Origin of the sequence: Candidatus Collinsella stercoripullorum, assembly GCF_027669965.1 — a bacterium.
Lineage (GTDB): Bacteria > Actinomycetota > Coriobacteriia > Coriobacteriales > Coriobacteriaceae > Collinsella > Collinsella stercoripullorum.
The window spans coordinates 25,511-46,919 of record NZ_JAQECM010000006.1; the positions used below are offsets into that span (position 1 = coordinate 25,511).

A 21,409-nucleotide genomic window follows, 5' to 3' on the forward strand; every position below is an offset into this window, starting at 1 on the left:
GCGCCTTTGCGCGGGCGCCGGCGCTAAGGTATACACCAGTCGGCGCGCGGTACGCGCCGGCGCGAACGCGATCGCGCACCGGATGCGGTGCGGAAAGGGGGATCATCGTGAGCAGGGACAAACGCGTCTACCGGTTCGGCACGGACGGCCGGGGCGGGGACGCGACCGAGGGCTCGGCCGAGATGAGGTACATCCTCGGCGGCAAGGGGGCGAACCTCGCCGAGATGGCGCGCATCGGCCTCCCCGTGCCCCCGGGCTTCACCATCACCTGCCAGACCTGCGTCGAGTACGCCCAGGCCGGCGACGTGTGGCCCGAGGGCGCCCTCGAGGAGGTCGCCGCCGCCGAGCGGGACCTCGAGCAGCGCTACGGCAAGCGCCTGGGGGACGCGGCGGACCCGCTCCTCGTCTCCGTGCGCTCGGGTGCGCCGTTCTCCATGCCCGGCATGATGGACACGGTCCTGAACCTCGGCCTGAACGACGAGTCGGTGCGCGGGCTCATCGCGCAGACGGATAACCCGCGCTTCGCGTGGGACTCCTACCGCCGATTCATCCAGATGTTCTCCGACGTCGTGCTCGGCGTCGACGCCGACCTGTTCGAGAACGCCCTCACCGCGCGCAGGCTGCTCGCCGGCGTCCGCACCGACGCCGAGCTCTCCGCCGAGGACCTCGAGGCGCTCGTCGGCGAGTTCAAGGCGATCTTCTCCGACCACGTGAGCGCAAAGGACCATCCCGAGCTCGTCGTCGACGGAGCCGTGGCGTTCCCGGCAGACCCCGCACTGCAGCTCCGCCTCGCCATCCAGGCCGTCTTCGGCAGCTGGATGAACGAGCGCGCCATCCTGTACCGCCAGCGCAACGGCATCCCCGACGACCTGGGCACCGCCGTCAACGTCCAGGTCATGGTGTTCGGCAACAAGGGCGACACGTCCGCGACGGGCGTCGCGTTCACGCGCAACCCGGCCGACGGCACGCGCGAGTTCTACGGCGACTTCCTGGTGAACGCGCAGGGCGAGGACGTCGTCGCGGGCATCCGCAACACCGAGCCCATCTCCGACCTCGCCTCCAAGCCCGGGCTCGAGAGCGCCGGCGCCGAGCTCGAGCGCTACTTCTCGGTGCTCGAGAACCATTACCGCGACATGTGCGACATCGAGTTCACCATCGAGCAGGGGAGCCTGTGGATGCTCCAGACCCGCGTGGGCAAGCGCACCGCGGGCGCGGCCCTGAGGATCGCTATCGACATGGTGGGGGAGGGCCTCATCACGCGCGAGGAGGCCGTGTCCCGCATCGACCCCGCCCAGCTCGACCAGCTGCTCCATCCCCAGTTCGATACCGCGGCGCGCCCCGACGTCATCGCCCGCGGCCTGAACGCGAGCCCCGGCGCCGCCGTGGGGGCGATCGTCTTCAGCTCCGACGACGCGGTCGAGCGCGCCCAGCGGGGCGAGCCGGTCATCCTCGTCAGGTGGGAGACCAACCCCGACGACCTGAAGGGCATGGTGGCCGCCGAGGGCATCCTCACGAGTCACGGCGGCAAGACGAGCCATGCGGCCGTCATCGCCCGCGGCATGGGGACGCCGTGCGTCTGCGGCGTCGAGGCCTTCCGCATCGACGCAGCCGCCAAGGAGGTCCGCATCGCCGGCAGCGACCTCGTGCTGCACGAGGGGGACGTCATCTCCATCGACGGGGCGACGGGCGTCGTGGCGGCGGGCGCGGTGCCGCTCGTCTCCGCGGAGCTGACGGGCGACCTCGGGACCATCCTCGGATGGGCCGACGATATCCGCCTCGCCCCGGACGCGGGCCGTCCCGCGCACGTCCGCGTCAACGCCGACAACCCCGAGGACGCGCGTCTGGCGCTCGAGTTCGGCGCCGAGGCGATCGGCCTGTGCAGGACCGAGCACATGTTCCTGGGCGAGCGGAAGTCCATCATCCAGACCTTCATCTTGAGCGACGACGACGCCGAGCGCGCAGGAGCGCTCGACGAGCTCCTGCGCGTGCAGACGGAGGACTTCGCGTCCATGATGCGCACCATGGACGGCCGCCCGATGGTCATCCGCCTCATCGACCCGCCGCTCCACGAGTTCCTGGACAGCCCCCGCGAGCTCGACGTCGCCATCGCCCGCCTGGAGGCGGCAGGGGGCGACCCGGAGCGCGTCCGCGCCCTGCGCGACCGGCTGCGCCGCATCGACGCGATGAGCGAGGCGAACCCCATGCTCGGCCTGCGCGGCGTGCGCCTCTCCGTGATCTTCGGCGACCTGCCGCTCATGCAGGTGCGCGCCATCGCCGAGGCCGCCGCCCGCCTCATCGCCGAGGGGCTCGACCCGCGGCCCGAGATCATGGTCCCGCTCGTCGCGATCACGGAGGAGCACGTGCAGATGCGCGAGCTCATCGAGCGCGTCCTGCGCGAGGTCGGCGCCGAGCGCGGCGTCGCGCTCGACATCCCCGTGGGCACCATGGTCGAGCTGCCGCGCGCCTGCCTGGTGGCCGGCAGCATCGCCGCCCATGCGGACTTCTTCTGCTTCGGGACGAACGACCTCACCCAGACGACCTTCGGCTTCTCGCGCGACGACGCCGAGGCGAAATTCATCCCCGCCTACCTCCACCGCAAGATCCTCGCCGCGAACCCCTTCGAGACCGTCGACGACGCGGTCCTCGAGCTCGTGCGGACGGCGGTGGACAAGGCGCGCGCCGTGAACCCGGGCATGCATTTCGGCGTGTGCGGGGAGCACGGCGGCGACCCCGCCTCCATCGTCAGGTTCCTGAACGAGGCGGGCGTCGACTACGTGTCCTGCTCGCCCTACCGCGTGCCCCAGGCGCGGCTCGCGGCCGCCCATGCGGTGCTCGCGCGCACGCGGGACTGAACGACGGCGCCCTCGCGCGTCCCGCCGGTCACGGCGGCGCCCGCGCGCGGGGCCGACGGATAGGGCATGGCGGCCCCGGGGCCGAGCTCCGGGGCCGCCATCACAGGAAATGCGCGATTTTCGACCTTGCGCGGACCTGCGCCATGCGTATAATAATGCACGTTTGTTCAACCCATGTGCCGGCCTCCGTGCGGCACCTCTGGCAAGAGTGAGGATTTGAAGATGGATTACATCCGCGCAATCGAGCGCCAGGACATCCGCGAGGACATCCCGCAGGTCCGCATCGGCGACAACGTCAAGGTCCACTACCGCATCAAGGAGGGTGACCGCGAGCGCATCCAGGTCTTCCAGGGCGATGTCATCCGCATGAGCGGCGGCTCCTCCCGTGAGACCTTCACCGTCCGCAAGATCTCCTTCGGCATCGGCGTGGAGCGCACCTTCCCGCTGCACAGCCCCAAGATCGCCAAGCTCGAGGTCGTGCGCCACGGCCGCGTCCGTCGCGCGAAGCTCTACTACCTGCGCGACAAGGTCGGCAAGGCCGCCCGCATCCCGGAGAAGCGCTAACCCGCTTTCCCGCGCACATCCGTCCGGATACCGGGCCGTCCCTCGCGGGCGGCCCGTTTTCATATCGAGTCGATGGGGGACCGAATGGCAAACATGACGAGCTCGCACCCCGCCTCGCAGGTCGCCGCCGAGCTGGCGAGCGCCCCGCCCGACCAGATCGAGGGGCTGCTCGAGCGCTACCGGGACGACCCGCGCGCGCAGGTGCGCAAGGCCTGCGAGCGCGCACGGCGGCGTCTGGACCGCGAGCGCGCCGAGCGCGAGCGCGTCGAGGGCATGTACGCTCGCATGCGCGAGCTCGGGGGAGCGGGCGTCGTCGTCGGCGTCGACGAGGTGGGGCGCGGCTCGGTCGCGGGACCGCTCACCGTATGCGCCGTCTGCTTTCCCGACGAACCGCGCATCTGGGGCGTGAACGACTCCAAGCAGCTGTCCCCGGCGCGCCGCGAGATGCTCGCGGTCCGCATAGCCGAGACCGCGCGCGCCATCGGCATCTGCCACATCCCGCCCGAGCGCATCGACGCGATCGGTATGGCGCGCTCCCTGCGCGAGGCCGTGGCGGGGGCCGTCGCCGACACGGGCCTCGCCCCCGACTGCGTCCTCATGGACGGCAACCCCTTGGGCGCCGTTCCCAACGAGCGCGACGTCGTGCACGGCGACGCGACGGTCGCCTGCATCGCCGCCGCCTCCATCGTGGCGAAGGTGACCCGTGACGAGCTCATGGTCGAACTCGACGCCGAGTACCCCGGGTACCATCTCGCGCGCTCGAAGGGATACGCGTCGCCCGAGCACATCCAGGCCATCCGCGAACGCGGCCTCACCCCCGTCCATCGCGTGAGCTTCTGCGGAAACTTCCTGGAGACCGCCCGCCTGTTCTGAATAGGCGGGAGGCCCCGGCGCATACCGCGCCGCCGTATCGGCCCGCGGTACCCGCCCGTTCGGATTCCGTTCGGGCGCCGCGCGTATGCGGCGCCGCCCGTGGATCGGAATCGCCGGATCCGCGTCCGAGCGCCCGCCGGACACTCATCCCATCCATTGGACCGGATGAGGGGAGTGCCATGGGCAAGAGGAAGCGCAAGCGGTTGGAAGACGACCTGAGGCTGCTCGAGACGTGCGCGGACGACCCGGAGGAGCTGTGGGGGCTCTCGCCGTCCGAGCTCGGCCGCGTCGGCGAGCTGATCGCCTGGGGGTACCTCGAGCAGAGCGGGTACGAGCTGCGGGAGCGCGGGTACCGAAGCCCCGAGGGGGAGGCGGACCTCGTGGTGCTCGACCCCGGCACCGACGAAGTGGTCCTGGTCGAGGTCAAGACCAGGCGGCAGCGGGGCGGCGACGCCCCCGTCTACCCCGAGACGGCCGTCGACGAGCGCAAGCAGCGCCGCTACGCGCGCATCGCCGCCCGCTACATCATGGAGCGCTACCCCGCGCGCTCCGTGCGCTTCGATGTGGTCGCGGTTCAGGTGGTCTGCGGGTGCGCCGCCCGCATCGAGCATCTGGTGGGCGCCTTCACCTGGGACGGTCCCCGGTGAGCGCGGACGGGCGGGTCTTCGCCGTGCGCACCGCCTTCATCCGCGGGGTGGAGGCGGCCCCGGTCACCGTGGAGGTCTCCATGTCCGGCGGCATCCCCGGGATCGCCCTGGTCGGCATGGCCGACTCCGGCGTGCTCGAGGCGCGGGGGCGCATCAGGTGCGCGCTGCGCTCCGCGGGCTACGAGATCCCGCGCGCGAGCATCACCGTCAACCTCGCCCCCGGGGACATGCGCAAATCCGGGTCGGGGTTCGACCTCCCCATCGCCGTCGCCATCCTCGCCGCGTCGCACCAGATACCCGCGGACGGGCTCGACGGCTGCCTCATCGTGGGCGAGCTCGGACTCGACGGGTCGGTCTGCCCGGTCCGCGGCGAGGTCGCCTACCAGCTGCTCGCGCGCGACCGTGCACTCACGCTCGCCACCGCTCCCTCCGATGCCCACGTGCCCCTCGACGGCGTGGCCTGCGGCACGATCGCCCATATCGGCGCGCTCAGGCTCGGGGTGCCCCGCGCGCTCGGGGCGCCGCGGGCGGCCACCGCATGCGCCGCGCGCGGCGCCGAGCCGGATTACGCCGACGTCATCGGCCAGGAGGTTGCCAAGCGCGGCCTGGCGATCGCCGCGGCGGGCGGTCTCGGCCTGCTCATGGTCGGGTCCCCGGGGGCGGGCAAGAGCATGCTCGCCGAGCGCATGACCTCGATCCTGCCGACCATCGACGAGCGCGAGCGGCAGGAGGCGCTCTGCATCCACTCCGTCCGCGGTGAGCCGGTCGAGGGGCTGCTCGCGGGTCGGCGGCCCTTCCGCAGCCCGCATCACAGCATCTCGGCGGCGGGCCTCGCGGGCGGCGGGCGACCCGTCGCCCCGGGGGAGATCAGCCTCGCGCACGGGGGCGTCCTGTACCTGGACGAGCTCGCCGAGTTCCCCTCGAGCGTCCTTCAGACGCTGCGCCAGCCCATGGAGTCGGGACGGATCAGGATCGTGCGCGCCGAAGGCGCCTACACCTTCCCGGCGCGCTTCCAGCTGCTCGCGGCGAGCAACCCCTGTCCCTGCGGCCACCTCGGCGACCGCGAGGTCGCGTGCACCTGCCCGCCGGCGGCCGTCGAGCGCTACCGCGCGAAGCTCTCCGGGCCCCTCGCCGACCGCATAGACCTGTGCATCGACGTTGCGCGCCCCGACCCGGAGCTGATCGTGCGCGGGGCGCAGGGCGCCTGCTCGGCCGACCTTCGGGCGCAGGTGGAGCGGGGACGGGCGTTCACCGCATGGCGCACGCACCGGAGCCGCCCCGCGGCCGAGGGATCCGCGGAGGGCATCGAGGGCGCCGTCGCCGCGTTCGGGCTCGACGAGGGGGCGGGGCGGACCCTCGTGCGCATCGCGAGGACCGGCAAGCTGACCGCGCGCGGCATCGTGCGCGTCTGCCGCATCGCGCGCACCGTCGCGGATATGGCCGAATCGGAGCGCGTGCGCAGGGAGCACGTGCTCGAGGCCTCGATGTTCAGGGGGAGGACCGCAGATGAGCGGTGAGCGTCGCTGGGAGATCGGGATCGCCGACGAGCTCTACCCGCCCCAGCTCCGCGACCTCCCCGGTCCTCCGAGGACCCTGTACGTCCTCGGCGACCCGCGGGTCCTCAGCGCGCCCTCCGTCGCGGTCGTGGGGTCGCGGCGGGCGACCCCCTACGGGCTCGCCGTCGCGCGGACCGTGGCGACCGTCGCCGCCCAGTCGGGGATCGCGGTCGTGTCGGGCGGGGCGCGCGGATGCGACCGAGCGGGAGGGGAGGCCGCGCTCGACGAGGGGGGCGTCCATATCGCGGTCATGGGATGCGGGGCGGACGTCGTCTACCCCCGGTCCTCGGCGCTCCTCATCGAGCGCACCCTGGCCTCGGGCGGCGCGGTCGTCTCCCTGTCGCCCTGGGGCGCCCAGCCCCGCCGCTACGCCTTCCCGCGGCGCAACCGCGTCATCGCGGCGCTCGCGCGGGCGCTGTTCGTGACGGAGGCCGGCATGCCGTCGGGGACCTTCTCCACCGCGGAGGCCGCCATGGAGATCGGCAGGGAGGTGCTCGCGGTCCCCGGCTCCATCCTGTCACCGCAGTCCCGGGGCACGAACTACCTCATCACGGTGGGGGCGTGCCCGCTGGTCGACGAGGAGTCCATCGAGGTCGCGGTCTCGCGGATATTCGGCGTCCTGCGCTACTGCCGCGTGCCCCCGGCCGCCCCCGAGCCGGACGGACTCGAGGCGCGCGTCATGGGCGCGCTCGTCGCCGACCCCATGCGCCCCGATGACCTGGCGGCGTCTCTCGGCATGCAGGCGACGGAAAGCCTTGCGTACCTGAGCGGCCTTGCCGCCGACGGGCTCGTCGAGCGGCTCGCGGATGGAAGGTTCGCGCCGAGTGCGAACGCGCTCCGCGCGCGGAGCGCCATCGTGCACAATAGGGGAGGATGAGACCGAACGGAAAGGGGCCCTATGGAAGACATGCGCGTGACGGTGGTGGGCGGAGGGCTCGCCGGATGCGAATGCGCCTGCCAGCTCGCCGACCGGGGGATCCCGGTCACCCTGCACGAGATGCGGCCGCAGACCGCGTCCCCCGCGCACCACACCGCATCGCTCGCCGAGCTCGTGTGCTCGAACTCCTTCAAATCGACCCGCCCCGACTCCGCAGCCGGCCTTCTCAAGGAGGAGCTCTCCCGCATGGGGTCGGTGCTCGTGTCCTGCGCCCGCGCCGCCGCCGTCCCGGCGGGCGGGGCGCTGGCGGTCGACCGCGCGCGCTTCTCCCGGCTCGTGGAGGAGCAGGTCGCCGCGCGCCCGTCGATCGAGGCCGTCCGCGGGGAGGTGCGCGACGTTCCCGAGGGCCCCTGCGTGATCGCCGCGGGCCCCCTGTGCTCGCCGGCCCTCTCCGAGCGCCTGCTCGCCCTCGTGGGGGGCGACGCCCTGTCGTTCTTCGACGCCGCGGCGCCCATCGTGGACGCGTCGACCCTCGACATGGACGTTCTGTTCACGCAGTCGCGCTACGGGGAGGCGGGCGGCGGCGACTACCTCAACGCGCCCCTCGACCGCGACGAGTACGAGGCGTTCATCGACGCGCTCGTCGGCGCCGAGCGCGTCGTGCTGCGCGACTTCGAGCGGCGCGACCTGTTCCAGGCCTGCCAGCCCGCCGAGGAGGTGGCGCGCACGGGGCGCGACGCCATCCGCTTCGGGGCGATGAAGCCCGTGGGGCTCACCGACCCGCGCACGGGGCGCAGGCCCTGGGCGGCCGTCCAGCTGCGCGCCGAGAACGCGGAGCGCAGCGCCTACAACCTCGTGGGCTTCCAGACCAACCTCACCTTCGCCGAGCAGCGGCGCGTGTTCCGCATGATCCCCGGGCTCGAGAACGCCGAGTTCTTCCGCTACGGCGTGATGCACCGCAACACCTTCGTGGACAGCCCCCGCGTCCTCGACGCCACCTTCCGCGTCCCCGGGACCCGGGTGCGCCTCGCCGGCCAGATCACGGGTACGGAGGGCTACACCGAGGCGATCGCCTCGGGGCTGCTCGCCGCGCTGAACACCGTCGCCGACCTCGCCGGCGCGGACCCCGTCGCGCTTCCGCGCACCGGGGCGCTCGGATCGCTCGTCGCGTACGCGACCGACCCCGCGACCGAGGGCTACCAGCCCATGCACGCGAACTTCGGGCTCGTGCCGCCGCTTTCCGACGGGCGCCGTCGTTCCAAGCGCGACCGCTACGCCGCCTACGCCGAGCGCGCGCTCGCCGACCTCGACGCCTACCTCGCGACGCGCCCCGACCTGTTCGGCGGGGCGGCGCAGGCATGAGCGCCCCCTCCGGGCCAGGGGGGCTCGAGGACGCGATAGCGGGCTTCCTCGCCTATATCGCGCGCATCGAGGGGCTGTCCCCCGAGACGTCGCGCGCCTACGCGTCCCATCTCGACGCCTACCTGGGATGGACCCGGCGCGCGGGCGTCGACGGCATGGGGGCGGGCGTCCGCGACCTCAGGCGCTACCTGGCGGAGCTGCGCCGGGCGCGCTACGCCCCGCGCACGGTCGCCGCGCATCTTTCCGCCGTGCGCGCCCTGTACCGGTGGATGTCGCTCGAGGGGCTCGTCGAAGCCGACCCCGCGAGCGCCCTGTCCTCCCCGAAGCTGCCGCGCCAGCTCCCGCGCGCCCTCACCGCCGAGCAGGTCGACGCCCTGATGGCCGCGCCCGACCGGGGCGGGCCCGAGGGCCTGCGCGACGCCGCCATGCTTGAGCTGCTCTACGCGTCGGGCGCGCGGATCTCCGAGCTCGCCGGGCTCACGACCGCGTCGGTGGACACGGGCGGCCGCTGCGTCCGCCTGTTCGGAAAGGGGTCGAAGGAACGCATCGTGCCCCTCTACCGCCGCGCGCTCGACGCTGCCGGGGCCTACCTCGCGACCGCGCGCCCGAAGCTCGCCGCCCGGTCGAGGACCGCCGGCCAGCCGGGGGACGCCCTGTTCGTGTCGAGCAGGGGGCGCGCCATGGGCGCGGACGCCCTGCGCGACCGGTTCCGCCGACTCGCCGCCGCCGCAGGGCTCCCCGCCGGCACGACCCCGCACGCCATGCGCCACACCTTCGCCACGGACCTTCTCGCCGGCGGCGCGGACCTGCGGAGCGTGCAGGAGCTCCTGGGGCACGCCGACCTCGGCACGACGCAGCTGTACACCCACCTGACCCCCGAGCGGCTCCAGGGCGCCGTCGCCCGCTCCCATCCCCGCGGCTAGCCGCGCCGCCGTGCGCACAAGCTGCACATTTCGCGGAGCACGGGTTGGCCCGGGACGGAAAGCCTGCTATCATGCTTCAGGCTGCGCGAGGTGCGCAGCGAACCATCACACACGCGCGGCTACTCTCGCGCCGTGGTGCCCGGGCTTCGGTAGCAAGCGCCCGGGTGACGCGGGAGGTCGGACGCCTGCGCGGAGGCGAACCACAGGAGGTATCGATGGCTACCAAGATCAACATCCGCACCCTGCTCGAGGCCGGCTGCCATTTCGGCCACCAGACCCGTCGCTGGAACCCCAAGATGAAGCCGTTCATCTTCGGTGAGCGCAACGGCATCTACATCCTCGACCTCAAGCAGACCATCGTCGAGGCCGACCGCGCCTACACGTTCCTCAAGAACACCTGCGCCCACGGCGGCAAGGTCCTGTTCGTCGGCACCAAGAAGCAGGCCCAGGAGGCCGTGAAGGCCGCTGCCGAGCGCGCCGGCATGCCCTACATCAACCAGCGCTGGCTCGGCGGCATGCTCACCAACTTCGTGACCATCCGCTCCCGCATCAACCGCATGGAGGAGCTCGAGGGCATGGTCGCCGACGGCTCCATGGCGCTGCGCGTCAAGAAGGAGCAGGCCGTCCTCGGCAAGGAGCTCTCCAAGCTCCAGACCAACCTCGGCGGCGCCCGCGACATGAAGAGCCTGCCCGCGGCCCTCTTCGTCATCGACACCAAGCGCGAGGAGAACGCCATCAAGGAGGCCCGTCGCCTGCACATCCCCGTGGTCGCCCTGATCGACACCAACTCCGACCCCGACGAGGTCGAGTACGGCATCCCCTGCAACGACGACGCGATCTCCGCGGTCTCCCTCATGTGCGAGCTGTTCGCCGACGCCTGCCTCGCGGGCACCGGCAAGGAGCAGATCTCCGAGGCCGAGATGGCCGGCACCGCCGAGCCCGCCGCCGAGGAGCAGCCGGCCGAGGCCGCCGCTCCCGCCGTCGCCGAGTAGCGACGGGTCCCAGACACCATCCACCGATATCGCGAAAGGAACGCAAATGGCCCAGATCACCGCCGCCATGGTCAAGCAGCTCCGCGAGATGACCGACTCCCCGATGATGGAGTGCAAGAAGGCCCTCGTCGAGGCCGAGGGCGACATGGACGCCGCCGTCGACATCCTGCGCAAGAACGGCCTCGCCGCCGCCGCCAAGAAGGCCGGCCGCGACACCAACGAGGGCGCCGTCGCCGCCTTCGTCGCCGCCGACGGCCGCTCCGGCGCGCTCGCCGAGGTCGCCTGCGAGACCGACTTCGTCGGCTCCAACCCCAAGTTCACCGGCTTCGCCGCCAAGGTCGCCGAGGTCGCGCTCAACACCGAGCCCGCCGACGTCGAGGCGCTGCTCGCCGCCGACATGGACGGCGAGACCGTCCAGGAGGCCCTCACCGAGATGATTCACGTCATCGGCGAGAACATGAAGGTCTCCCGCTTCGCGGTGCGCAAGCCCGCCGCCGGCGCCGTCTCCAGCTACATCCACATGGGCGGCAAGATCGGCGTCCTCGTCGAGTTCGCCTTCGAGAAGCCCGAGACCGCCGAGTCCGAGGCTTTCAAGACCTTCGCCCACGACGTCGCCATGCAGGTCGCCGCGACCGCCCCGATCAGCGCCGTGCGCGAGGACGTGCCGCAGGCCACCATCGACCATGAGATCGAGATCTACAAGGCCCAGGCCGCGGAGTCCGGCAAGCCCGAGGCCATCCAGGAGAAGATGGCCCACGGCCGCCTGGAGAAGTTCTTCAAGGGCTTCGTCCTGACCGAGCAGGAGTTCATCAAGGATTCCAACATGACCATCCGCCAGTACGCGGAGAAGGTCTCCAAGGAGGTCGGCGACACCGTCACCATCGTCGCGTTCGACCGCCTGGTGTGCGGCGAGTCCGCCGCGTAAGCGCAACGAGCGATGAGCTCACGGGCAGGCTGCGGGGTTTACGGCCCCCGGCCTGCTTTTTTATGGGCCGGGTCGGCATATAGGTTAGAATGGGTCCAAATCCAACGATAGGGGGATACCTTGTCTGAATACCGATACAAGCGCGTGCTGCTCAAGCTCTCCGGCGAGGCGCTGATGGGGGAGGGCCGCTACGGCATCGACCCCGAGGTGACCGAGCGCCTCGCGCTGCAGGTCAAGGGGCTGCACGCCGACGGTGTCGAGGTCGGCATCGTGGTGGGCGGCGGCAACATCTTCCGCGGTCTCGCCGGGTCCGCCAAGGGCATGGACCGCGCGCAGGCCGACTACATGGGCATGCTCGCCACCGTCATGAACGCGCTCGCCCTGCAGGACGCCTTCGAGCGCACGGGCGTGCCGTGCCGCGTCATGAGCGCCATCCAGATGAACGAGGTCTGCGAACCCTACATCCGCCGGCGCGCCATGCGCTGCCTGGAGAAGGGCGAGGTCGTCATCTTCGCCGCCGGCTCGGGCAACCCCTATTTCACCACCGACACCGCCGCAGCCCTGCGCGCCTGCGAGATCGGCGCCGAGTGCCTGCTCAAGGCGACCAAGGTCGACGGCATCTACGATAAGGACCCCGTCTCCTGCCCCGATGCGGTGCGCTTCGAGCGGATCTCCCACCACGAGGTGCTCGTGCGCGGCCTGCAGGTGATGGACTCCACCGCCGCCGCCCTGTGCCAGGACAACCGCATGCCCATCATCGTCCTCAACATCGAGGGCGAGGACAATATCAAGCGGGCCCTCATGGGTGAGCCCGTCGGAACCGTCGTCGTTCAGGAGGATTAACATGGCCGACATCACCGTACAGATGGACAAGACCCTCGAGAGCCTGAAGCACAACTTCGGCAAGGTCCGCACCGGGCGCGCCAACGCCAACATCCTCGCCGACATCAAGGTCGACTACTACGGCGTCGCGACCCCCATCACGCAGGTCGCCGCCGTGAAGACGCCCGAGGCGCACATGCTCATGGTCGAACCCTGGGACAAGGCCCTGCTGAACGCCATCGTCAAGGCCATCTCCGCCTCCGACCTCGGCATCACCCCCTCCTCCGACGGCACCGTGGTCCGTCTCCCGTTCCCCGCGCCCACCGAGGAGCGCCGCCGCGAGCTGGTCAAGGAGTGCCGCGAGCTCGCCGAGCAGGCGAAGGTCGCCATCCGCAACATCCGCCGCGACGCCAACAACAAGCTCGACCGCGATGAGGAGCTGACCGAGGACGAGGTCCGCCGCGAGCAGGCGAAGGTCCAGAAGCACACCGACACCTACGTCGCCAAGATCGACGAGATGCTGAAGGCCAAAGAGGCCGAGGTCATGGAGATCTAGCCTTGCGGTACAACGAAACCAAGCTCGCCGCCTACTTCGCCGACGCCCCCGAGGGCCTCGGGCTCGAGTATCTGGATATGGCGCGCATCCCGCGCCATATCTCCTGCATCATGGACGGGAACGGTCGCTGGGCCACATCCCGCGGCATGCAGCGCGCCGAGGGCCACAAGGCCGGCATCGTCGCCCTGCGCGAGATCATCACCGCCTGCGTGCGCCTGGGCGTGGACGTCCTGAGCGCCTACGCGTTCTCGACCGAGAACTGGAACCGCCCCCAGCGCGAGGTCGACCTGCTCATGCACCTGTTCGCCAAGACCTTCATAGACGAGCTCCCCCTGCTCAAGCGGGAGAACGTCCGGGTCGTGTTCCTCGGCGACATCGGTGCGCTCCCCGAGCGCACGCGCAAGGTGTTCGAGTACGGCATGGCCGAGTGCGAGGCGCACACCGGCATGGTCCTCGCCCTGGCCGTCAACTACGGGGGCCGCGCCGAGATCGCCCGCGCCGCCCGCCGCATCGCCGAGCTCGTCCGCGCAGGGGAGCTCGAGCCCGACCGGGTCGACGAGGACCTCGTCGCCGCGAACCTCTACACCGCGGGGCTGCCCGACCCCGAGCTCGTCATCAGGACCTCGGGCGAGCTGCGCGTATCCAACTACCTGCTCTGGCAGATCGCATACGCGGAGTTCTACATCACCGATACCTACTGGCCCGACTTCGATCGCTGGGGCCTGCTCGACGCCATCCTGTCGTTCCAGGGCCGCGAGCGCCGCTTCGGCGGGCTTACCTCGAAGTGATCCTCGGGCGGGGGCGCATCCCGGCCCCCGCCCTAAAGGAGCATCCGTGAAACAGACCACCACCTCCTCCGACGACGAGGGCGCACGCCGCCCGGCTGACGGGGCGAAGCCCGCTCCCGAGCGCTCCGGCGCCCTGCACGGCCTCATCGTCCGCGCGGGCTTCGGCCTCATCTACGTCGGCCTCTTCATCGCCTGCCTGCTGCTCGGCACCCTGCCCACCGCGCTGTTCTGCGCCGCCATGAGCTGGCTGTGCTGCTTCGAGTTCTTCAGGATGATGCGGCTCGACGGGAAGGTCCCCAACGAGCTGCTCGGCCTCGCGGCCTCCGTGCTGTTCCCCCTGTCGGCGCTCGTCGACGCCGTATGGCTCACCGGCCTCATGTTCGTCCTCGTGCTCTCGCTCGGGCTGTGGTACGTCTTCTCGCCGCGGGCGCGGATCGCGGACGTCGCCGTGACGGGCTTCGGCCCCCTGTACACCGGGTACATGCTCTCCTCGATCGTCCTTCTGCGCGACGCGGTCCCCGGGGCCGCGGGCGCCCTGCTCGCCATCGGCGTCTGCGCGTCGCTGTGGGTCTCCGACTCCTTCGCCTACCTCGTGGGCAGCAGGCTCGGGCGCCACAAGATGGTCCCCAAGATCTCCCCGAACAAGAGCTGGGAGGGCTTCGCGGGCGGCATCGTCGGATCGGTGGCCGTCTGGCTGATCCTCGAGGCCACCGGCTGGTACGCCTTCGACGTACCCTTCGCTGTGCTCTGCGGCGTCGCGGTGGGCGTCCTCGGCGTCTTCGGCGACCTCATCGAGAGCCGCATCAAGCGCGGCGTCGGGGTGAAGGACTCGGGCAACCTCATCCCCGGGCACGGGGGGATGCTCGACCGCTCCGACTCGCTCATCTTCGGCTGCATCACCGCGTACCTCATCCTGAGGATCGGAGGCATCGTATGACGGACAGGAACCCGGCCGCGAAGACGGGGCGCAAGCGCATCGCCATCCTCGGCTGCACGGGCTCGATCGGCACCCAGGCGCTCGACGTCTGCCGCAGGCACGCCGACCGCCTCGAGGTCGTCGCCCTGACCGCCCACAGCCGCACGCGCGAGCTCGTCGACGCCGCGCGCGAGTTCGGCGTCGCCCGCGTCGCGGTGACCGACGCCGCCCGCCGCTCGGACCCCGCGCTCGCCGACCTTCCCGCCGGAACCTCCTGCCAGTTCGGCGCCGAGGCTGCCGTCGACGTCTGCCTCCACGACGACGTCGACTGCGTACTCGTCGCCATCGTGGGGGCTGCCGGCCTCGCGGCGAGCGCCGCCGTGCTCGCGAGCGGCAAGCAGCTCGCGCTGGCCAACAAGGAGTCCCTCGTCGTGGGCGGCGAGCTCCTCATGCCGCTCGCACGCGAGGGGCAGCTCATCCCCGTCGACTCCGAGCACTCCGCGATCTTCCAGTGCTACCTCGGCGAGCGCGCGGAGCGCGCGCACGCCATCTGGCTCACCTGCTCCGGCGGCCCCTTCTTCGGCCGCACCCGCGCCGAGCTCGAGCACGTGACCGCCGCGCAGGCGCTCGCGCACCCCACCTGGAACATGGGCGCCAAGATCACCGTCGATTCCGCCACCCTCATGAACAAGGGCCTGGAGCGCATCGAGGCCATGCACCTGTTCGGCGTCGATATGGATTTCATCCGCGTGGTGATCCAGCGCCAGTCTAAGATCCACTCGATGGTGGAATACGAGGACGGGTCGGTCATCGCGCACCTGGGCGCATCCGATATGCGCATCCCCATCCAGTACGCGTTCTCCTATCCCGATCGCTGGGAGACGCCCGCGCCGCGCGTGGACTTCCGCGAGCTCGGCTCGCTCGATTTCGCCGCGCCGGATGCGGACGCCTTCCGCTGCCTCGCCCTCGCCGAGCGCGCGGGGCGCACGGGCGGCACCCTCCCGTGCGTCATGAACGCGGCCAACGAGGTGGCGGTCGCCGCCTTCCTCGACGGCGCGATCGGGCTCACCGACATCGACCGCGTCGTGGAGGCCTGCATGGACGCCCATGCGGTCGAGCCCGTGCAGACCCTGGAGCAGCTCGCGGACGTCGATGGCTCCGCGCGCGATGCGGCCCGCCGCGCGATCCGCGCGCGTCGATGACCTTCGATCGTAAGGAGCCTGATGGACGCAGCCGTCGGTTTTCTCTCCGCCCTCTTCTGGGGCCTGCTCACCCTGTCCGTCCTCGTCTTCATCCATGAGGGCGGGCACTTCCTGGCGGCCCGCGCCTGCGGCGTGCGCGTGACCGAGTTCTTCCTCGGCCTGCCGTGCTCCAAGAACATCCACCGCGTCTCGAAGCGCATCGGGACCAAGTTCGGCGTCACCCCGATCCTTCTGGGCGGCTACGCCGCCGTGTCGGGCATGGAGGACGCGCAGACGCCCTGCGCCGCCGCCGTCCTTTCCGCCGTGCACCGCCATGGGACCGCCTCCACGGCGCAGCTCGCCGCAGAGCTGGGGGAGAGCGAGGAGGACGTGCAGGAGGCGTGCGCGATGCTCGTGGGATGGGGGTCGCTCGCATGCGCGTACGAGCCCGATGAGGACCGCCGCTACTACCCCGCGTCCTTCGCCTCGGTCCCGCGCGACGCCGCCGGCCGCACCCTGTTCGACGGCCGCCGGTTCGATCGAGAGCACGCGACCGCCGAGGGCGAGCCGTGGGAGCCGACGATGGGGGAGCGGGCCTTCCTCGAGCAGGAGCGCGCCGCGACCTACGCGGGCAAGGGCTTCTGGTCCCGCGCCCTGATCCTGGTCGCCGGCATCCTCGTGAACGTCGTCTGCGGCATGCTGCTGATCATGAGCGTCTACTCCGTCATCGGCGTCACCGTCGCCGTGGACACCAACGTCATCGGCGCCGTCGCCGAGGGCTCCCCCGCACAGGAGGCGGGCATCGCCGCGGGCGACGCCATCACCTCGGTCGACGGGGAGGCGTGCGGGTCCTGGACCGACATCCTCGCCGCCCTCGACGCGACCGAGCGCACCGAGGACATCCCCGTCACCTTCGTCCACGACGGCGAGGAGCGCGCATCCTCGATCACCCCCGCCGAGGACGGCACCATCGGCATCGAGGTGAGCCGCGAGACGGTCCGGCTGAACCCCGTCGACTCCGCGCGCGTCTCGGTCGCCTACGTCGCCCAGACGGCATCCGGGGTGGCGCAGCTGCTCGTGCCCTCGCGCACCATGGAGGTCCTCGACAACTCTACCTCCGTCGTGGGCATCTCCGCCATGGCCGCCGAGGCCGCATCCGCGGGGCCCTCGACCTACCTCGCCTTCGCCGGCCTGATCTCGCTGTCCCTCGGCTTCATGAACCTGCTCCCCATCCCGCCGCTCGACGGCGGCAAGCTGCTCATCGAGGCCATCCAGGCCGTGTCGCGCCGCCGCGTGCCCATGCGCGTGCAGACCGCCATCTCCTATGTCGGGGTGGCGCTCTTCGGCCTGCTGTTCATCTACATGCTGCGCGCCGACATCCTGCGCCTGCTGTAGCATCCGGCCGCCCGGCGCGGCCCCGGGCCCGCCGGCGGCCGGACCGGGCGCATCCGATTGGAGGTAGCCATGCACACCGCACCGCTGCCGCGCAGCCTCACCAGACCCGTCGACGTCGGCGGGGTGACCATCGGGGGCGGGGCTCCCGTCGTGGTGCAATCCATGACCTGCACCCCCACCGCCGACGCCGACGCGACGCTCGCCCAGGTGCGCGCGCTCGCCGACGCCGGATGCGACCTGGTCCGCGTGACGGTCCCCACCGAGGGGGCCCTGGAGGCCTTCGGGCGCATCTGCGCCGAGTCTCCGGTCCCCATCGTCGCCGACATCCACTTCGACTACCGCCTCGCCATCGGGGCCGTCCGTGCGGGCGCGGCCAAGCTGCGCATCAACCCCGGCAACATCGGGTCCTGGGACCGCGTCGACGCCGTCATCGACGCCGCCGGCGAAAAGGGGGCGGCCATCCGCATCGGCGTGAACGCCGGCTCCCTCGAGCGCGATATCGCGGAGCGCGACGGCCTCACCCTCCCCGAGAAGCTCGTCGCATCCGCGCTCCGGTTCGTCGACCACTTCGAGGCGCGCGGGTTCACCGACATCGTGCTGTCAGCCAAGGCGCACAGCGTCCCCGTCACCATCGAGACCTACCGGGCCCTCTCGCGCGAGCTCCCCCAGGTGCCCCTCCATCTGGGCGTGACCGAGGCCGGCACCGTGCGGCAGGGCACGGTCAAGAGCGCGGTGGGGCTCGGCACGCTGCTCGCGGAGGGCATCGGGGACACCCTCCGCGTCTCGCTGACCGCCGACCCGGTCGAGGAGCCGCCCGTCGCCTGGGGGATCCTCGAGTGCCTGGGGCTCCGGCGCCGCGGGCCCGAGATCGTCTCCTGCCCGACCTGCGGAAGGACCCAGGTCGACCTCATCCCGATCGCCGAGGAGGTCGAGCGGCGGCTGGCCGGCGTCGACAAGCCCATCTCCGTCGCCGTCATGGGATGCGTCGTGAACGGGCCGGGCGAGGCGGCCGACGCCGACGTGGGCGTGGCCTGCGGCAAGGGCAGCGCGCTGCTCTTCAAGAAGGGCGAGGTCGTGCGCAAGGTCGCCGAGTCGGAGATCGTCGACGCCCTCATGGCGGAGATCGACGCCCTCTGAGGCGCCATCCGGCGCAGCGGGGAAGGGGAGCGCCCGCGTGACGCGCCCGCCGCGCCCTTGTGCATATGCCGCACCGGGCGGCCCCGCGGATCCCAAGTGCGCTATCATGCTGCGGTACCGCGCATACCCTGCAGAGTGAACGACAAGGAGTGAACGATTTGTCTACCTTCGACCGCGCGATGAAGATGTCGCGCCTCTACGCGCCCACCCTCAAGGAGGACCCCGCCGAGGCGGAGCTCGCGAGCCATCGCCTGCTGCTGCGTGCGGGCATGATCCGCAGGCAGGCCGCGGGCCTGTACAGCTACCTCCCGCTCGCCTGGCGCTCCCTGAGGAAGATCGAGGCCATCGTGCGCGACGAGATGGACGCCGCCGGTGCCCAGGAGATGCTCATGCCCATCCTCACCGACGCCGAGCTGTGGCGCGAGAGCGGCCGATGGAGCGCCTACGGGCCCGAGCTGATGCGCGTGACGGACCGCCACGACCGCGAGTTCGCGCTCGGCCCCACGCACGAGGAGACCGTCACCGACCTCATCACCAACGAGCTGCGCAGCTACAAGCAGCTGCCCGTCAACCTGTACCAGATCCAGGACAAGTTCCGCGACGAGATGCGCCCCCGCTTCGGGCTCATGCGCGGCCGCGAGTTCATCATGAAGGACGGGTACTCCTTCAACGCCACGCAGGAGAGCCTGCAGGAGACCTACGACGCCATGAAGGAGGCGTACGCCAACATCTGCGAGCGCTGCGGCCTGCGCGCCCTGCCCGTGGTCGCGGACTCCGGCCAGATCGGCGGCGACACCTCCGTCGAGTTCATGGCGCTCGCCGACGCCGGCGAGGCCGCGCTCGTCTACTGCGATGCATGCGGGTTCGCCGCGGACGAGGAGGCGGCGACCACGCAGGTCCCCGTCACCGAGGGCCCCGGCGACGGCGCGCTCGAGAAGGTGCACACCCCCGGGCTCGGCACCATCGAGGCCGTGGCGGCGTTCTTCGGCTTCCCCGAGAACGGCACCCGCAAGTCCCTCGCCCTCGTGGCGGAGGACGGGACGCCGGTCGTCTGCATCGTCCCGGGCGACCACGAGCTCAACGACTGTAAGGCCGAGCACCTCTTCGGCGCCTACCACCTCATGACCGACGAGGAGCTCGAGGGCTTCGGCCTGCACAAGGGCTTCATCGGCCCGGTGAACCTCCCCGCCGGCATCCGCCTCGTGGTCGACGAGACGCTGCGCGACTCCACCCGCTGGGCCTGCGGCGCCAACGAGGTCGACTACCATTACACCGGAGCCTGCCCCGGCCGCGACTTCGAGGTCGACGAATGGGCCGACCTCGTGACGGTGAAGGCAGGAGACCCCTGCCCGCACTGCGGCCGTCCCCTGGCGGGCGCGCGCGGCATCGAGGTGTCCCAGGTCTTCCAGCTCGGCACCAAGTACTCCGAGGCCATGGGTGCGACCTTTGCCGACGAGAACGGCGTGGAGCGCCCCTTCCTCATGGGGTGCTACGGCGTGGGCGTCTCCCGCACCCTCGCCGCCGTCGTCGAGCAGCATAACGACGAGCAGGGCATCGTCTGGCCCGTCTCCGTCGCGCCCTACGAGGTCTCCGTGATCGCCCTCGACAAGAAGGGCGAGGCGTTCGACGCCGCGGCGCACCTCGCCGACGAGCTCGCCGCCGCGGGCGTCGATGTCGTCTTCGACGACCGCGCCGAGCGCCCGGGCGTGAAGTTCGCCGACAACGACCTGATGGGCTTCCCCTTCCAGCTCATCGTCGGCAAGCGCGGCCTGGCGAACGGCACCGTCGAGCTCAAGGTCCGCGCCACCGGCGAGCGCAGCGACCTTGCGCTCGATTCCGCCGTCGAGCATGTCGCGGGGCTCGTGCGCGAGCAGCGCCGCTGACGGAGCCCCCCTGTGGACGGGCCCGGCGCCTGACCGCATCACCTCTCGGGCGACCCCCCTGTGCCGCGGTACGGGGGGTCGCCCGTTTTGTTAAGAGCGCGTCAGCTTTCCGTCGAGGATCCATCGACACCCTCTGTGCGCCCTATCATGACAGGATGGGGGGACCCGCGAGGAAAGGACCCGCATGCGCGCGCTCGACTTCGACAACACCATCTACGACGGGGAGAGCCCGCTCGACTTCTACCTGTTCTCCATCAGGTACAACCCCCGCGTGCTGCGCTTCATCGCGCCGGTGATCTTCCATCTCGTGCGCTATCGCCGCTCCCGCTCGTCCCGCGCCGACATCGAGCGCGCCATCCGCCGCTACATCCATGCCTACCTGACCTCCTTCGACGATATCCCCGCCATGGTCTCGGCGTTCTGGGACACGCACATGCACAAGATCCGCCCCTGGTACGAGCCGAGGCCCGACGACGTCATCATGACCGCGTCGTTCAACTACACGATGGAGGAGGTCATGCGCCGCCTGGGCGTCACCCGCTGCATCTGCTCGACCGTCGATTACGACACGCTCGAGCTCATCCACCTCAACTTCGGCGACAACAAGGTCAAGGCGTTCAAGGAGACCTACGGCGAGGATGCGGTGCCCGACGAGTTCTACACCGACAACCTCGTGGACCTGCCGATGCTGCGCTATGCGCGCAAGGGCTTTCTTGTCCACGGGAACGACGTGCGCCCCTTCGACCCGCGCACGCGCATCGAGTGACGGGCGGGACGTCCCGTCTCGGTTGAAGTGATGGCGAACTTGTGACCGATCCCGTTTTCCGAAAACTCTCCTTGCAATCGCAGCCGGGATGGTGCATAGTACCTATTAGTTGCTTGGGGGCGTAGCTCAGCTGGGAGAGCGCTTGACTGGCAGTCAAGAGGTCAGGGGTTCGATTCCCCTCGTCTCCACCCGAGATTCTGATAAGGCACCCGCGAGGGTGCCTTTTTCGTCACCGTCGACCGCGCGGGGGATCGAACCCCGTTCGGGGCGCGGAGCGACCGGGTGCGCGAGCAGCCGGCGCGGAGCGCGCGAGGCGGGGCTGCGGTACAGAACACGGGTCCCGGTTCCCGAGGCCGGCGGCGCCCCGATGCCGCGGGCGAAAAAAGTTCAAAAA

Annotated in this window: 19 protein-coding genes and 1 tRNA gene; all 20 read left to right on the plus strand. The window is 71.0% G+C overall.

Annotated features, from left to right (window positions below; translation table 11 throughout):
• The first annotated feature begins 107 nt into the window (after positions 1–107).
• The 20 genes from ppdK (at position 108) to PHA29_RS02865 (ending at position 21,203) form a co-directional block, all read left to right on the plus strand.
• Complete coding sequence (gene ppdK, locus PHA29_RS02770; protein WP_270847967.1) at positions 108–2,852, plus strand: pyruvate, phosphate dikinase; 2,745 nt, start codon at positions 108–110, stop codon at positions 2,850–2,852.
• 222 nt (positions 2,853–3,074) lie between these two features.
• A complete protein-coding gene (gene rplS, locus PHA29_RS02775) occupies positions 3,075–3,416 on the plus strand; it encodes a 50S ribosomal protein L19 (RefSeq protein ID WP_270403281.1) in 342 nt (113 codons plus the stop codon).
• A gap of 84 nt (positions 3,417–3,500) precedes the next feature.
• Positions 3,501–4,289 carry a ribonuclease HII gene (locus tag PHA29_RS02780; RefSeq protein ID WP_270847968.1) on the plus strand — a complete coding sequence of 263 codons (789 nt, stop codon included), beginning with the start codon at positions 3,501–3,503 and terminating at the stop codon, positions 4,287–4,289.
• Positions 4,290–4,468: 179 nt separating this feature from the next.
• The gene (locus PHA29_RS02785) at positions 4,469–4,936 is read left to right on the plus strand and encodes a YraN family protein (RefSeq protein WP_270403286.1); all 468 of its coding nucleotides are present in this window, start codon (positions 4,469–4,471) and stop codon (positions 4,934–4,936) included.
• Positions 4,933–6,453 (plus strand): YifB family Mg chelatase-like AAA ATPase, encoded by a 1,521-nt coding sequence (locus PHA29_RS02790; protein WP_270847970.1) that lies wholly within the window; start codon positions 4,933–4,935, stop codon positions 6,451–6,453. Before PHA29_RS02785 ends, PHA29_RS02790 begins: the two co-directional genes overlap by 4 nt.
• On the plus strand, positions 6,443–7,369 hold the full coding sequence (locus PHA29_RS02795) for a DNA-processing protein DprA (RefSeq protein WP_270847972.1): 927 nt from the start codon (positions 6,443–6,445) through the stop codon (positions 7,367–7,369). Before PHA29_RS02790 ends, PHA29_RS02795 begins: the two co-directional genes overlap by 11 nt.
• 21 nt (positions 7,370–7,390) lie before the next feature.
• Positions 7,391–8,731, plus strand: coding sequence for a methylenetetrahydrofolate--tRNA-(uracil(54)-C(5))-methyltransferase (FADH(2)-oxidizing) TrmFO (gene trmFO / locus PHA29_RS02800; protein ID WP_270847973.1), 1,341 nt, complete (start codon positions 7,391–7,393; stop codon positions 8,729–8,731).
• Complete coding sequence (locus tag PHA29_RS02805) at positions 8,728–9,654, plus strand: tyrosine recombinase (protein ID WP_270847974.1); 927 nt, start codon at positions 8,728–8,730, stop codon at positions 9,652–9,654. Before trmFO ends, PHA29_RS02805 begins: the two co-directional genes overlap by 4 nt.
• A gap of 215 nt (positions 9,655–9,869) precedes the next feature.
• On the plus strand, positions 9,870–10,646 hold the full coding sequence (gene rpsB, locus PHA29_RS02810) for a 30S ribosomal protein S2 (RefSeq protein WP_270574128.1): 777 nt from the start codon (positions 9,870–9,872) through the stop codon (positions 10,644–10,646).
• 46 nt (positions 10,647–10,692) lie between these two features.
• Complete coding sequence (gene tsf, locus PHA29_RS02815; RefSeq protein ID WP_270403299.1) at positions 10,693–11,571, plus strand: translation elongation factor Ts; 879 nt, start codon at positions 10,693–10,695, stop codon at positions 11,569–11,571.
• A gap of 120 nt (positions 11,572–11,691) precedes the next feature.
• A complete protein-coding gene (gene pyrH, locus PHA29_RS02820) occupies positions 11,692–12,414 on the plus strand; it encodes a UMP kinase (protein ID WP_270403301.1) in 723 nt (240 codons plus the stop codon).
• 1 nt (position 12,415) lies between these two features.
• Positions 12,416–12,949, plus strand: a complete 534-nt coding sequence (gene frr, locus PHA29_RS02825) for a ribosome recycling factor (RefSeq protein WP_270574130.1) — start codon at positions 12,416–12,418, stop codon at positions 12,947–12,949.
• A gap of 2 nt (positions 12,950–12,951) precedes the next feature.
• A complete protein-coding gene (locus tag PHA29_RS02830; RefSeq protein ID WP_270847976.1) occupies positions 12,952–13,737 on the plus strand; it encodes an isoprenyl transferase in 786 nt (261 codons plus the stop codon).
• A 46-nt stretch (positions 13,738–13,783) separates the two neighbouring features.
• Positions 13,784–14,674: a phosphatidate cytidylyltransferase gene (locus tag PHA29_RS02835; protein ID WP_270847977.1), complete on the plus strand. Its 891-nt coding sequence runs from the start codon at positions 13,784–13,786 to the stop codon at positions 14,672–14,674.
• Positions 14,671–15,855: a 1-deoxy-D-xylulose-5-phosphate reductoisomerase gene (gene dxr / locus PHA29_RS02840; RefSeq protein ID WP_270847979.1), complete on the plus strand. Its 1,185-nt coding sequence runs from the start codon at positions 14,671–14,673 to the stop codon at positions 15,853–15,855. The genes PHA29_RS02835 and dxr overlap by 4 nt, the downstream gene beginning before the upstream one ends.
• A 21-nt stretch (positions 15,856–15,876) precedes the next feature.
• On the plus strand, positions 15,877–17,229 hold the full coding sequence (locus tag PHA29_RS02845) for a M50 family metallopeptidase (protein ID WP_270847980.1): 1,353 nt from the start codon (positions 15,877–15,879) through the stop codon (positions 17,227–17,229).
• Positions 17,230–17,298: 69 nt separating this feature from the next.
• On the plus strand, positions 17,299–18,366 hold the full coding sequence (ispG, locus tag PHA29_RS02850) for a flavodoxin-dependent (E)-4-hydroxy-3-methylbut-2-enyl-diphosphate synthase (RefSeq protein ID WP_270847981.1): 1,068 nt from the start codon (positions 17,299–17,301) through the stop codon (positions 18,364–18,366).
• Positions 18,367–18,545: 179 nt separating this feature from the next.
• Entirely contained in the window at positions 18,546–20,249 is a 1,704-nt protein-coding gene (locus PHA29_RS02855; RefSeq protein ID WP_270848026.1) for a proline--tRNA ligase, read from the plus strand.
• Positions 20,250–20,433: 184 nt separating this feature from the next.
• A complete protein-coding gene (locus PHA29_RS02860; protein ID WP_270574137.1) occupies positions 20,434–21,015 on the plus strand; it encodes a haloacid dehalogenase-like hydrolase in 582 nt (193 codons plus the stop codon).
• A 115-nt stretch (positions 21,016–21,130) separates the two neighbouring features.
• Positions 21,131–21,203 (plus strand) — tRNA-Ala (locus PHA29_RS02865).
• The last annotated feature ends 206 nt before the right edge of the window (positions 21,204–21,409 follow it).

Bases quoted from the DNA above. Each gene is read 5' to 3' on its own strand.
- PHA29_RS02855 (WP_270848026.1), top strand. From the start codon at position 18,546: ATGAAGATGTCGCGCCTCTACGCGCCCACCCTCAAGGAGGACCCCGCC.
- trmFO (WP_270847973.1), top strand. From the start codon at position 7,391: ATGGAAGACATGCGCGTGACGGTGGTGGGCGGAGGGCTCGCCGGATGC.
- rplS (WP_270403281.1), top strand. From the start codon at position 3,075: ATGGATTACATCCGCGCAATCGAGCGCCAGGACATCCGCGAGGACATC.
- frr (WP_270574130.1), top strand. From the start codon at position 12,416: ATGGCCGACATCACCGTACAGATGGACAAGACCCTCGAGAGCCTGAAG.
- tsf (WP_270403299.1), top strand. From the start codon at position 10,693: ATGGCCCAGATCACCGCCGCCATGGTCAAGCAGCTCCGCGAGATGACC.
- PHA29_RS02780 (WP_270847968.1), top strand. From the start codon at position 3,501: ATGGCAAACATGACGAGCTCGCACCCCGCCTCGCAGGTCGCCGCCGAG.
- PHA29_RS02805 (WP_270847974.1), top strand. From the start codon at position 8,728: ATGAGCGCCCCCTCCGGGCCAGGGGGGCTCGAGGACGCGATAGCGGGC.
- PHA29_RS02860 (WP_270574137.1), top strand. From the start codon at position 20,434: ATGCGCGCGCTCGACTTCGACAACACCATCTACGACGGGGAGAGCCCG.
- ispG (WP_270847981.1), top strand. From the start codon at position 17,299: ATGCACACCGCACCGCTGCCGCGCAGCCTCACCAGACCCGTCGACGTC.
- PHA29_RS02785 (WP_270403286.1), top strand. From the start codon at position 4,469: ATGGGCAAGAGGAAGCGCAAGCGGTTGGAAGACGACCTGAGGCTGCTC.
- PHA29_RS02795 (WP_270847972.1), top strand. From the start codon at position 6,443: ATGAGCGGTGAGCGTCGCTGGGAGATCGGGATCGCCGACGAGCTCTAC.
- dxr (WP_270847979.1), top strand. From the start codon at position 14,671: ATGACGGACAGGAACCCGGCCGCGAAGACGGGGCGCAAGCGCATCGCC.
- rpsB (WP_270574128.1), top strand. From the start codon at position 9,870: ATGGCTACCAAGATCAACATCCGCACCCTGCTCGAGGCCGGCTGCCAT.
- PHA29_RS02845 (WP_270847980.1), top strand. From the start codon at position 15,877: ATGGACGCAGCCGTCGGTTTTCTCTCCGCCCTCTTCTGGGGCCTGCTC.